Source organism: Lactobacillus sp. ESL0703 (genome assembly GCF_029433435.1).
In the GTDB taxonomy this organism is placed as follows: domain Bacteria; phylum Bacillota; class Bacilli; order Lactobacillales; family Lactobacillaceae; genus Lactobacillus.
In genome coordinates this window covers 540,246-552,728 of sequence record NZ_JAQTIB010000001.1, presented here as the reverse complement: position 1 = coordinate 552,728, position 12,483 = coordinate 540,246, and the positions used below count along the sequence as shown (strand labels likewise).

General features: G+C 38.8%; 13 protein-coding genes and 1 pseudogene. 7 read left to right on the top strand and 7 right to left on the bottom strand.

The window, feature by feature from the left end:
- Together PT278_RS02535 and PT278_RS02530 are read left to right on the top strand one after the other, a co-directional pair.
- Positions 1–1,270: SLAP domain-containing protein (locus tag PT278_RS02535; protein WP_277129946.1), on the top strand; the 1,270-nt coding region annotated here is incomplete at its 5' end.
- Positions 1,271–1,373: 103 nt separating this feature from the next.
- The gene (locus PT278_RS02530) at positions 1,374–1,952 is read left to right on the top strand and encodes a VanZ family protein (RefSeq protein WP_277129944.1); all 579 of its coding nucleotides are present in this window, start codon (positions 1,374–1,376) and stop codon (positions 1,950–1,952) included.
- Between the two features lie 135 nt (positions 1,953–2,087).
- Here the strand turns inward: PT278_RS02530 and PT278_RS02525 are convergent, their stop codons facing one another.
- Positions 2,088–2,741 (bottom strand): NAD(P)H-binding protein, encoded by a 654-nt coding sequence (locus tag PT278_RS02525; RefSeq protein ID WP_277129943.1) that lies wholly within the window; start codon positions 2,739–2,741, stop codon positions 2,088–2,090.
- A 306-nt stretch (positions 2,742–3,047) separates the two neighbouring features.
- On the opposite strand from PT278_RS02525, the gene PT278_RS02520 reads away from it, so the two are divergent.
- From PT278_RS02520 to PT278_RS02510, 3 genes are all read left to right on the top strand, one after another.
- Positions 3,048–3,284: a hypothetical protein gene (locus PT278_RS02520; protein ID WP_277129941.1), complete on the top strand. Its 237-nt coding sequence runs from the start codon at positions 3,048–3,050 to the stop codon at positions 3,282–3,284.
- Positions 3,285–3,415: 131 nt separating this feature from the next.
- The gene (locus PT278_RS02515) at positions 3,416–3,787 is read left to right on the top strand and encodes a cupredoxin domain-containing protein (RefSeq protein WP_277129939.1); all 372 of its coding nucleotides are present in this window, start codon (positions 3,416–3,418) and stop codon (positions 3,785–3,787) included.
- A 10-nt stretch (positions 3,788–3,797) separates the two neighbouring features.
- Entirely contained in the window at positions 3,798–5,699 is a 1,902-nt protein-coding gene (locus tag PT278_RS02510) for a copper-translocating P-type ATPase (RefSeq protein WP_277129937.1), read from the top strand.
- Positions 5,700–5,743: 44 nt separating this feature from the next.
- Here the strand turns inward: PT278_RS02510 and PT278_RS02505 are convergent, their stop codons facing one another.
- The 4 genes from PT278_RS02505 to PT278_RS02490 are packed head-to-tail and all read right to left on the bottom strand — an operon-like array spanning position 5,744 to position 8,394.
- Positions 5,744–6,175: a GNAT family N-acetyltransferase gene (locus PT278_RS02505; protein WP_277129935.1), complete on the bottom strand. Its 432-nt coding sequence runs from the start codon at positions 6,173–6,175 to the stop codon at positions 5,744–5,746.
- A 2-nt stretch (positions 6,176–6,177) separates the two neighbouring features.
- Positions 6,178–6,897: an antibiotic transporter permease gene (locus PT278_RS02500; protein WP_277129932.1), complete on the bottom strand. Its 720-nt coding sequence runs from the start codon at positions 6,895–6,897 to the stop codon at positions 6,178–6,180.
- Positions 6,897–7,628, bottom strand: a complete 732-nt coding sequence (locus PT278_RS02495) for a multidrug ABC transporter permease (protein ID WP_277129929.1) — start codon at positions 7,626–7,628, stop codon at positions 6,897–6,899. Before PT278_RS02495 ends, PT278_RS02500 begins: the two co-directional genes overlap by 1 nt.
- 1 nt (position 7,629) lies before the next feature.
- Entirely contained in the window at positions 7,630–8,394 is a 765-nt protein-coding gene (locus PT278_RS02490) for an ABC transporter ATP-binding protein (RefSeq protein ID WP_277129926.1), read from the bottom strand.
- 190 nt (positions 8,395–8,584) lie between these two features.
- Between PT278_RS02490 and PT278_RS02485 the strand changes: the two are divergent.
- Positions 8,585–8,761 (top strand): annotated as a pseudogene (locus tag PT278_RS02485) (GrpB family protein); the annotation flags it as partial.
- 65 nt (positions 8,762–8,826) lie between these two features.
- Here the strand turns inward: PT278_RS02485 and PT278_RS02480 are convergent.
- Both PT278_RS02480 and PT278_RS02475 read right to left on the bottom strand, forming a co-directional pair.
- On the bottom strand, positions 8,827–9,639 hold the full coding sequence (locus PT278_RS02480) for a Cof-type HAD-IIB family hydrolase (RefSeq protein ID WP_277129924.1): 813 nt from the start codon (positions 9,637–9,639) through the stop codon (positions 8,827–8,829).
- Positions 9,640–9,768: 129 nt separating this feature from the next.
- Positions 9,769–11,418 (bottom strand): amino acid permease, encoded by a 1,650-nt coding sequence (locus PT278_RS02475; RefSeq protein ID WP_277129922.1) that lies wholly within the window; start codon positions 11,416–11,418, stop codon positions 9,769–9,771.
- A gap of 227 nt (positions 11,419–11,645) precedes the next feature.
- On the opposite strand from PT278_RS02475, the gene PT278_RS02470 reads away from it, so the two are divergent.
- Positions 11,646–12,374 (top strand): YebC/PmpR family DNA-binding transcriptional regulator, encoded by a 729-nt coding sequence (locus tag PT278_RS02470; protein WP_277129920.1) that lies wholly within the window; start codon positions 11,646–11,648, stop codon positions 12,372–12,374.
- The last annotated feature ends 109 nt before the right edge of the window (positions 12,375–12,483 follow it).

The following is a 12,483-nucleotide window of genomic DNA, read 5'->3' as shown; positions in this document are numbered from 1 at the left end:
CGATAACCTGACAGCTAGTCAAGCTGAGGCCGCTCTAGATCCAACGGAGAATGCCAAGATTATAGCTAAGTATCCAAGCGCAACGTTTAGCTGGGCAGCTAACGCAGATGGTACGGGAACAATTGATACAAATAACCCAAGTTCTAAGGATGCTTATGTTGTAGTTAACTATGGTGATGGTACAAAGCAAGTAGTTAAGGTACCGTTGAACGTTACTAACGACGCTGGTAATCCTGGTGGTTCAGGTAATGTAGAAACACCGAGTGATAATTCACAGCCAATTGGTGGTAGTGTCACAATTCCGCAAGGAACAGACTTAGATCAAGATAATAAATATGCTGAACAAGCAATTGGAAATTCGGCAAGCTTGCCAACTGGTACTACTTATACGTGGCATCAAGCTCCAGATACATCAATTATTGGTAAGACTGATTCGGCCTCAGTACTGGTAACTTTACCTAATGGGACCAGTGTTGTAGTTCCAGTTTCGGTAATAATCGGTGCTAAGCAAGGTGAAAGTGTAACTTTGCATCACAATGCCTACCTTTATAACAATGCTGGTCATCGAATTAATGAAGCAGTATTTAAGACAGGTTCTGTAGTTTCTGTATATGGCATCAAGACAATTGATGGTAGAGACTTCTATATCTTGGATGATAATTATTATTTAGCAACTGGAAATGTTTTAAGTACTAAGCAAAAGTTGATCCATAATGCCCATCTGTATAACAAATATGGCAAGCGGATTGCGAAGAAGGTCTTTAAGCGTGGTAAGACGGTTAAAACTTATGGTGAACCAATTAATATTAGAGGTAAGAAGTTCTATAAGACCGATAAAGGTTACTTCTTAAGAGCTACTAACTTTAAGAAGCCAAGTCGTGATTTAAGACCTGTCCAAGCTATTGCAATTGATTTAGCTAAGGATCGAGTAATGCACAATTCTTATCTGTATGATGAAAATGGCAAGCGGGCTAACCAGGTTATCCTGAATGCTGGTTCGCGGGTTAAGACCGATCACACAGTTCATAGTATTGCGGGTAGAAACTTCTATAAGACGAATAGAGGCTACATTGCGGTTGAAAATATTACTGGTACTAAGATTAATCTGAAGCATAATGCATATGTTTATAACAGATATGGTACTCGTGCTAACCAAAAGACTTTGAAGCAAGGCAAGGCAGTTACCGTTTATGGTGATCTCGTCACACTTCATGGTACGTCATACTATATTGTTGGCGATAAGACTTATGTTAAAACGGCTAATTTTTAGATAAATTAGGGTAAGCAAAAACTGTTTGATGAAAATCAAGCAGTTTTTTGCTGTATAGTGGGTTATAATTTGTATCATTATCTGAAAGCGAAGAAGGAGAATAATGGTTTATATTTCAGGAAAATGGTACGCAGCTCCAATAGAAATAAATGGAACGATATTATTGCCGATATTTTTGATTATTTTTATCATAATTGCAATTCGACAATTTAAAAGTCAAAAACGTAATTGGAAAAGAATATTACTAAGTGGATTGTTTTTAATTTATTTATGGGTATTACTAGATGTTACAATTTTCCCAATACCTTTGTTTTTGGATAACTCGTTACCAGCTAAGTTAAAGTTTGGTAAACAGCTATTTATCAATTTAAGGTTCAACTTATTAGAAAATTATTTGCCATTACAGTTAATAGGTAATATTGTACTGCTTGCGCCATTGTCGTTTTTTGCAGCTGTATTTAAAGATAAATATTCTAGATTATGGCATAATCTTTGGCTAATGCTTTTAAGCTCATTACTAATTGAAAGTGTGCAATTAATTCTAAGCTTTTTCTATCTTGGAAATAGAATTTTTGATGTTAATGACTTATTACTTAATACTTTGGGAGCTCTAATAGGGTTTGTCTTTTTCAAATTAATAAATTTATTTTTCAAGCAGCAAGTTGAAGATGTACGTTTATAAAAATTAATTAATGCACGATTTCAATATTTTATTGGAGTCGTGTATTTTTAGTGCCTTTAAATCAAATATTAAATTATACAAAAAATGCTCCTGACTGTTAGTTTGATCTCTAACAATATGGAGCAATTTTATATTTTAGCCATTAGCAACAGTAAAGCGTTCTTGGTGGTGCTTAGGTGTTAAAAGTTCTTGGACCAAAACCGTGGCCATAGTTCCGGCAGTAGTAACTGATTCACCTTGTTCGTTATATAGCAATTCGTCCTTGCCATAAAGAATGTTAGCAACCTTTTCACCCGGAACGAATAAGTTAGCTGGCGAAACGCCAAACCAATTGACATTATCGACGTTTTGCAAGAATTGGTACTCAAAGTATTGGTTCTTTGGGGTGTTGCGCCATGGTTTAGTTGACTCATCTTGCTCAATATCCTGTAAGACGCGGTGGTGGTCAGCTCCAGTAATTAAGCTGCCGGCACCAAGAGTGAATGCCAAACGTGGACTAGTAGTTTCTCTGAACAAACGAATTAAATGAGCAGCTAAGTCAGTGTGGCGATATGCTTGTGCTGGAGCCGTTGAAAAGGCATCAACAATTGCATCACAGTCAGCGAAATCGTCTTTAGTTAAAGTAAAGGCATCTTGCGCTAAAGTCTGAATACTTGGAACTTCAGATTTTAACTTAGCTAACTTGTCTTCTGAACGACCATTAGCAATAACTTCAAGACCATTTTTAGCTGCTTCTTTGACAAAAGCAGAACCAGCCATACCGGTTGCGCCGATTACAAATATTTTCATATTAATTCTCCTTGAATAATTTTAATTAACTATTACTAGTTTAGTCTAGATAGGATGGCGCTTCAATTTTGAAGTTTGGCAAAATATACATCATCCTCCTTAAAAAATTAAGAAAGATGGACAACCAAGGAAGCAGGTTACTGATGACCGCGTACGGTCACGTCCGGACTACCAGCCGAACTGTGTTTTTACTTTCTAATATTAATATAGCATAAACTATTCTACAAAACGCAAAAACCTTGCAATAACAATATGTTTTGCTTAAAATGTTTTTTTGCAGTCGAAACTTGGAGGGAAAAGATTAGCATGGAAGAAATCAAAATGAATGAGCAGTTAATTTCAGTAAATATGGATAATAGCGCACTCACTAATGCCCAATTGAAAATTGATAAATTGGGCTTGTCGCTTGCTGAATATTTGAATTTGGTGTTAACCAATGTACCTAACAGTCGTACCCAGCTCAAGCACATCTTGGCTGAAATTGGCAGTCAACCAGCTGATAAGTCACTTGCAATGTGGCTTAACCGCGTTGATGCAGACTAAGGGTGTAACTCGCTAATTAAGTTTAGCGAGTATTTTTTTGGCAAAAAAGCATTAATGTTTACAAATATAAATTTAAAATATATACTAACTATAGTTTACAAATGTAGACAATAATTAATGAGGTAAAAAATATGACTAAAATTATTATTTTTCTAGTAGGCATTGTACTAATTGGCTTTATTGCATGGTGGTTCTTTGGCAAGCATCAGGTGCAGGCAGAACAAGCTGCAGTTAACCGTGACCACCAGAGTGTGGACATTGAAGTTAAGGGTGGTTATTCGCCTGAACGAGTTGTCCTTAAAAAGGGCGTGCCAGCAACGTTGAAGTTTAAGCGTACAGATGCATCAACTTGTCTTGACCATGTTGTTTTTTCTGATTTAGGAATCGATCAAAAATTGCCTCAAGGTCAAGTTGAGGAAGTCAAGATTGACACGTCTAAGTCTGGTGTTTATGACTGGGCGTGCAGTATGAATATGTTCCACGGTCAAGTGATTGTTAAGTAGGGGCTATTAAATGAAAATTACGACGCGCTTTTGGACAGCGCTAGTTTTGTCTTTGCCAATGCTAGTCGAGATGGTGCTTCAACCGTTAAGTGGTTGGATGCTTCCTGGCGACAAATGGACCATGTTAGTTTTGACAACATTAATCATGTTAATTTCTGCAGGGCCATTCATTAGCAGTGCCTGGGCATCATTTAAAAAGCATCACGCTAATATGGACACGTTGGTTGCGTTAGGAACATTGACCGCATATCTTTATAGCATCTATGCCATGTTTAAGCAGCAGCCGGTTTTCTTTGAAAGTGCCGCCTTTGTAATTACCTTTGTACTGCTCGGGCAAGTGTTGGAAGCAAAAATGCGCAGTAACGCTTCGGACGCGATTGGCAAGTTAGCTAATTTGCAAGCAAAGGACGCGCTCGTTAAACGGGATGGTCAATTTGTGCAAGTGCCAATCGCTGAAGTCGTTGTGGGTGATGTAATCCAAGTTAAACCGGGGCAAAAGATCCCGGTTGATGGTGTCGTTATATCTGGCGTGTCCAGTATTGACGAGTCAATGGTCACGGGTGAAAGCATGCCAACCAGCAAAAGACCAGGCGATCAAGTGGTTGGTGCGACAATCAACCAGAATGGTACCTTTGAATTTAAGGCACAAAAGGTTGGTCGTGATACAATGCTCGCGCAAATTGTGGCAATTGTGAAAAAGGCGCAGAATAGTCACGCACCCATTCAAAATTTGACTGACCGTGTTGCCGATATTTTTGTGCCTACAGTTTTAATAATTGCCATTGCCACCTTTTTAATCTGGTATCTGTTACTTGGCAAAAGCGTCGGCACAGCCCTAGTTTTTGCCGTTTCAGTCCTGGTTATTGCCTGTCCATGTGCTCTTGGTTTGGCTACACCAACAGCATTAATGGTGGGCACGGGTTTAGGTGCCAAAAAGGGCATTTTAATTAAAAATGGTGAGGTACTGGAAGCTGCCAATAATCTAACGACAATTGTATTTGACAAAACTGGCACAATCACGGCCGGTCAACCGCAAGTAACTGATATTATTGGCGATAAGCAGGTTTTGGAAGTTGCCGCTAGTTTGGAAAAACTATCGGAACACCCGCTAGCTGCGGCCATTTTACAAGCTGCTAAAAAGGCCAAGGTTCAATTACAGTTAGTAGATAACTTTCGTGCAATCGAGGGTAAAGGTGTGACTGGCACAATTGCTGGTAAAGAGGCTATGGTTGGCAGTCAGACAATGATGTCCGCTATAATGTCGCCTAATATTGCGGCACAAATTACGACTTTTGAACAAGAAGCGAAGACGGTTATCGTAGTTGCCTTAGCTGATAAAATTATTGGTTTGATTGCTATTCAAGATGTACCTAAGAAAAACAGTAGTCAGGCAATTACCCAGCTTAAAGCAGCAGGGCTAAAAACCGTCATGTTGACTGGCGATAATTCTCAAGTAGCGCAGGCAATTGCCCAGCAGGTAGGGATTGATGAAGTTATTGCCGGTGTTTTACCAACTGAAAAGGCAGCAGAGATTCAAAAACTGCAGGAAACAGACAGAGTTGCCTTTGTTGGTGACGGCATTAATGATGCCCCTGCATTAACACAGGCCGATGTTGGGATTGCAATGGGCTCTGGCACTGATGTCGCTATTGACTCTGGTGGCATTGTCTTAGTGAAAAATGATCTAATGGATGTTGTACGGGCTTTAAAGTTGAGCCGCAAAACTTTTAATCGCATTAAACTCAATCTGTTTTGGGCATTTATCTATAATGTATTGGGAATACCAATTGCGGCTGGGTTATTTGCCGGCGTTGGCCTAATACTCAGTCCGGAATTAGCTGGACTTGCAATGGCTTTTAGTTCATTATCGGTAGTTATTAGTTCAGTCTTGTTAGGAAAAGCAAAAATTTAGTCATGTAAAAGACACTTAGCGTAATCGCCAAGTGTCTTTTTTGCTTATAACTTTTTTGAAAAGCGTTTTTGGGTTTTGTCAAATGAATAGCCGATTTTAGCATAAAACTGATGTGCTTCGGTTCGGCTAGTACTAGAATTTAAACGGATAGCTGTTATCTTGTGCTGTTGGGCATATTTTTCAACTGCGGTCATTAATTCAGTACCAATGCCACGATTTTGCGCATCTTTGGCTACAGCTAAAGCTATGATATTGAGCATGGGATCAAAGTAAGTTTCTTGATAAAGTTCCGCGTGAACGTAACCTGTGATTTTACCTGTGTGAGCGTCTTCTGCCACTAAAATTAAGTGGTGGTGGTCAGCGAGCAATCGCTTGATGTTGGCTTGGGTTTTAATCAAGGGATAATCATATCCCAACTGCGCGCAATTTATTTTCTGAATGGCAGCACTGTCTGTTATTTTTGCATGTCTAATCATTTTTAGTACCGATGTCCTTTAGTTTGACGAATTTGTTTAAGCTGAATTATATAGCCGATTAGGCCAATTAGCAACCAAATAATAATTATTAAATAACCAGCCGCGAGATTACCATGTCCAGTTTTAATTAAATTAACTGGCCCATAAAATGGAAATAGTAAGGCGATTTTGGCTAACCAAGTTGGATAGGCTGTGATAATTACCAAAATACCAGAAACAAGTTCAATCAATGAGCTGAACAGGTTTTGTGCAAAGTAAGGATCATTCATCTGCCATGAGATGGTCCAGGCAGTAAAGCCTAAGATAATACCATCAATGCACAGTACCGGTAACATAACTAAGGCGCGAATAATAATTGCCATTGGCGCTCCTAAGCAAAAGGCTAGAAAAAGGTTGATTATTGCAAGTAGACTGCCAACAAGCAGCGCAACCAGTGCTTTACTGAGCCAATAACGTGGACTGAATGGTCTTTTAGTAACCATTTCAACATCAATGCGCAAGTTTGCATCCTTAACTAGTAATTCATTCATGGTTTGCAATGATAATCGTGCGGCATCAATCGCAATTGAGGCAATGCCGACAGTCCAATTGAATTTACCAGTGTATTGCGTGGTAATTAGGACTAACAATAGCATGTCGATTAGAGGCGTCAGGAAAAAATAAACTAGTTTCGTGCGCCAATTATGTAAGAAAGATAGTGAAGAAAATTGAGTAGCAATCATTAGATAATCTTCAGAGCTCCTTTCTTTCTAGCCAAGAAGTTGACTCTTCGGACAATAATACCGATTAACAACAGCCATAGACCGAGGCTAAAGCAGTATGCCCACCAATTAAAATTAGCTTGTCTAGTTAACGTTGCAATTGGTGCAGTAATTGGGATTAGCCACTGTGAAAAATTAGTTATTGGTTTCAGAATTTTGGCGCTGCCAAATAAGCCAGCTAACAGGACAATGGGTGTTCCGATTAAAGTTTCGTAGACCATTGCGTCTGTTGTTAAGGTCAAAAATGAGGCAATCAAGATGCCCATTGTAGCCGCGCCGAGCCATAATAGAACAATAGTCAGGATTAATTGCAAACTAACGTTGCCGGTAGCAACGCCAAGGATTTTTGCTAATAAAAAGCTGAGTGGGAAGGCGAACAGGCCGTAGGCAGAAGCAGGCAATAGCAGTGTGATGAGGGATGCACGTTCATCATACTGGTTGTTTAATAAATAAGGTAATGTTCCCTTATATTTTTCAAAACTGATACAGCCAGCGACGGTTGTACAAGACGACCACATTCCAAAAATGCCGCTTTGTAGCCACAACATGGGATTATTTAGGTTATGATGAGCATAGGCAATTGTGTATTGCATTAGAAAAATCGCAGTTGTGCTGGTAATTGTCAACCAAACAAAATATTGGTCAGACAGATAGTCCTTAACGTGAAAGAGGAATAAACGAAGAAAACGCATGTTAGTTCCTCCTTAACTGTGGTGCTAAGGCCAGATATGATTCTTCTAACGTTGCCGGCCGATCAATGTGGTCGACCTTTGACAAGTTAACAATGTCGTCAACACTGCCTGTAGCGAAGACTTTGCCACTACCAAGTAGAACAATGCGGTCAGCTAAGGCCTCAACTTCAGTCATTGTATGGCTGGTTAGTAGGATGCTAATGCCATTACTTGCTAGATATTTAATTGTGTCCCGAATGCTTTTGGCAATTTCAACATCAAGACCACTTGTTGGTTCATCAAGCAGTAATAAATCAGGCTGCCCTAAGAGTGCGCGAGCAATGTGCAGTCTTTGGGTCATACCTTTTGAAAATGTACCGACCTTTTTGTTAGCGACATTTTTTAAAGCGACAATTTCTAAAACGCGTTCAATTTCAGCTTTTTGCTGGCGATAGGGAATTTTGGCTAAGTCGGCAAAGAATGCCAAGTTTTGTTTAGCAGTAGCATTACGATAAAAGCCCAATTCGCCGCCAAAGGAAACGCCCATTCGTGGTCGTCTTTTTGCGGTAGTAATTTCTTGACCGTTAACAAAGACTTGCCCAGAAGTAGGAATTAAGTAGCCGCCAATAATTGATACGGTAGTGGTTTTGCCAGCACCATTTGGTCCTAAGAGCGAAACAATTTCACCCTTAGCAATTGTAAAAGAAACGTCAACAAGGGCATTAAATGTTTGTTGTCCGTTTTCGTAAGTCTTTTTTAAGTGTTTAACTGATAATATATTTTCCAAAAAATTATTCTCCATTAATTAAGTTGTAATACGATCAATCACTAAAAAGGAAGGTGTGATTACCGATCAGAAGATTACAGGTTAATTTGAAGAACCAGTTGATATAACATTAAGTCTATGAAAAAATTATAGCATAGTTTTAATTTTATACTAGATATTTTTTGGTAAATAATGACCGAACAGTAAAGAAACGCATGATTTACTTGTTTTTCGCGATTGGCTGCGTATCAATCTAGTTGATCGATTAAAGTATCAGCGGACCAAACAAGAACTTGCGCAAAAATCTTGGGCAACTGTTCAAGAATATGCCGATGCTAAGGGTCCTGTAATCGCAGAAATTAAACGTCATATTAACCAAGCTCAATAAAAAAGAAGGATCTCTTAAATTAAGAAATCCTTCTTTTGAATAAGTGGAGTGCAGCCAAATAAAATTTATTTTAAATATTCCTCTAGAACCTGCAACACACCCATGTTGTTATTGCTTGGAGCCTCATACTTGGCAATTTCTTTTAGCTTAGGGTTGCCGTTTTTCATGGCGTAGCTAAAGCCGGCCAATTCAATCATTTCCTTATCGTTCATGCCGTCGCCAAAGGCAATTAGTTCTTCTGGCTTGACGTTGAAATAACGCAAGAAATATTTAATCCCTTGCCCCTTATTAACGCGATTAGGCATTACGTCAATATTATCAAAGCCGCTTGTTGTGCAGTGGATGCGTTCACTGCTATTTTGATTAAACTTTAGTTCGAGTTCGCTGGCTAACTGGGCATCACAATTAAGGGTAAGTTTAGTTAAATTGTCACTAGTCGGCAACTTGGTTAAGTCGTTAATTTCAATAACATCAGGATAGAAAAAATGCATGGCATTTTTAAATTTTATGCTGGCACGTTTATTAATGTAAGAACGGTCAAGACCACTGGCGGCAATTTCAGTTGCTGGATAATTATCTTGGATAAAGCTGATTAGTTTAATTCCTGTCTGATAAGTGAAGACATGCCGCAAAATAATATGATTGTCCTGCGTTAAGATTGAGCCGTTATCGGCAACAATATCAATTCGGTCCAAAAAGCCGTGAAAATCTTTTTGCAGGCGTGATAATGGGCGACCGCTAGACGCAATGAAGTGGATATGATGCTTGTGTAATTCAGTTAGAATCTTGTCAAAACGTTGCCGATCAAACGTCTTTTCGTCATTTTCAAAGGTACCATCCATATCGACGGCAACTGCTTTAAATGGAATTTTTGTCATGTTCTGCTCCTTAATTGTATCCTAAAGTCATTATATAGTACTTGGGATAATATTTTAATTAATATCGACAATTATTTTGCAAATAAAAACAGCTCCACATTACTGTGAGGCTGCTCTAAAAATATTTAATTAATTTCTTGCGTTACTTGGCTTTCTTCTGCCAACTAACCAACAAATTAAAATTGCTAAGATGGCTTCAATAACGATAATAATAATGTTTAAGCCTAATTTGAATTGACCAAAGTCTATCTTGCTGAGGTTCTGACCACCAAGATAGAGATCAAGGACAATTGAGCCAATAATTAGAACAAACATGGTAATCCATTGGTCGCGGCTGAAGGCAATTCCATACTCTTCCTCGCGGCGTCTAATACTTGGCAAAATCACGCCTAGTCCAATTAGGACAACAATTGCGACGATATTAATAATTAATTCGTACCACCAATAACTACTGAATTCTTTAACATCCAGTGGGGCGATTCCCAAAATGGTTGCGACAGCTGTAACTACTAGTAAGAATAGTCCTGCTAGATAGGCCAACTTATCGTTTTTGATAAAGACATAGTCAGACGAGAATTTCTTGGAATTCTTTCTAATTCGCATGAAGGAATAGAAGATCCAGCAGGTAACACCTGGTGAAATAATCCCGTTTAAGTTTAATAACCAATTGAAAATATCATTCATGTTGGGTAAGAAAATGCCAAGAAGCATAATGAATGCTGATAAGGCAACAGTTAGAATGTAACCATTGATTGGCAGACCATTCTTGTTCTTTTTGCGTAAGAACTTCGGCATGTACTTGTCGCCGGTATCAGAAATTAACATTCTTGTCATGGCGTCTAATAAAACAGCTAACAGAGCAGCGTTGTAAAAGACAGAAGTCCAAGACCATAAGTAAAGCAGACTCTTGCCTAGACCATATTGTCGACCAACCATGTCAAAGACGTAGTATTCACCGTTCATCTTCAAGTCATTTGGAATATGGTTGGCATTGAAATAAATGCCAAGTGCAAATGAACCAAAGACAGTTAAGAAGATGGTCATAATTGCCAAAGCAATCATGGCTTTTGGAAAGTCAGACTTAGGCTTCTTCATCTTGGTAACGTATGGTGCCACTAATTCACAACCATTAAGAGCATAGATTAACATGGCAATTGTAGTCCAATAGTGCATGTCAAATTTAGGAATAAGTGAGTGCCAAGTGAAGTTGGTGGTTGCCATGTGGCCGCCGGATTTACTTAAACCAACGAATGCCAAGAAGACAAACATGAAGGTCATAATCAGCATCATGCCGCCGCCGATTGTTGACAAAACTTCCATTGAACGTGAGAAGTAATGTTCAATAATAATGAAGATAATAAACATGGCAAAGGTCATGAGCGCAAAGTTTTTGTTAGAAATTTGGTCCTGAAATTTGCCAGAGCCGGTAACAGCCCAGCCAATATCGACAATAATTGTGTTAGCTGAATCAACTGCATAAGGAATTGAGGCTGCCCAGTATGTCCAGGCAGTAAAGTAGCCTAAAAATTCACCATCTGTCCCGCGGACCCATGATGACAGACCACCACCTTCCTTATTGAAGACTGATCCTAATTGACCAACCATTAAAGAATATGGAATCACGTAAAAAATACACATGATAATCCATGAAGTGACAACAGGCATTCCCTGATTTTGGAAATTGTACATAATATCGTCCAAGCCGATAACGGTACAAAAGGCCATCAGAGTTAACACCGGCCACGAAATATATTTCTTGTTTGAACCTATTTCATCCACTGAGATTATCTCCTTTAAAAATAATTAACGTTTTCTATTTTACTCATTATTGCATTATCTGACTAGACCCAAATCAAGATATTTGGCTAGAATAATGTTAAAATAGTCTATTTTGAAGATAATTTTAGTAAAAAATCAGCTGAAATTGCTGCTAGTATTGAATTTTGTGCTGCTGTGAGTTAAGATTATTATCGTTAATAACTACAAATAAAGAAAGAAGGATTCTTATGTCAGGACATTCAAAATGGCACAATATTCAAGGCCGCAAGAATGCGCAAGACGCTAAGAGAGGTAAAATTTTCCAAAAACTATCTCGTGAGATATATATGGCTGCAAAGAATGGTGGTCCTGACCCCTCAGGGAATCCTAACTTGCGGATGGTAATGGATAAAGCTCATGCTAACAACATGCCTAAGGCTAACATTGACCGCGCAATCAAGAAGGCTGACGGTAATTCAGATGAGCATTACGATGAGATTACTTATGAAGGTTACGCACCAGGTGGTGTTGCTGTCTTTGTTGAAGCTTTGACTGATAACAAGAACCGAACTGCTTCTTCAGTTCGTGTTGCTTTTACGCGTAATGGCGGTTCACTTGGTGCTACTGGTTCAGTTGCTTACATGTTCAACCGTAAAGGTTATATTGCAATTGACCGGACAACTACCGATGCTGATGAAGATCAAATGTTACTTGATGTCATGGATGCTGGTGGCGATGATTTGCAAACAAGCGATGAAGCTTACGAGATTTATACTGATCCTAAGCAATTGGCACAAGTTCGTGATGCTTTGGAAAAGGCAGGCTACAAGCTTGCTAACGCTGAGTTAACGATGATTCCTGAGAATACTACACCAGTCCCAGAAGACAAAAAAGAACAATTTGCCAACCTTGTTGACGCCTTAGAAGACGATGACGATGTGCAAAATGTTTATACTGCCGCTGCTGATGAAGACTAGGCCAGCTATAGACTAATAATTAATCACTCAATTTTTTGAGTGATTTTTTGTTTACAAAAAAATTTCAACCTCTTTTACGTATGTAGATAATAGAGCACACGCAAAGGAG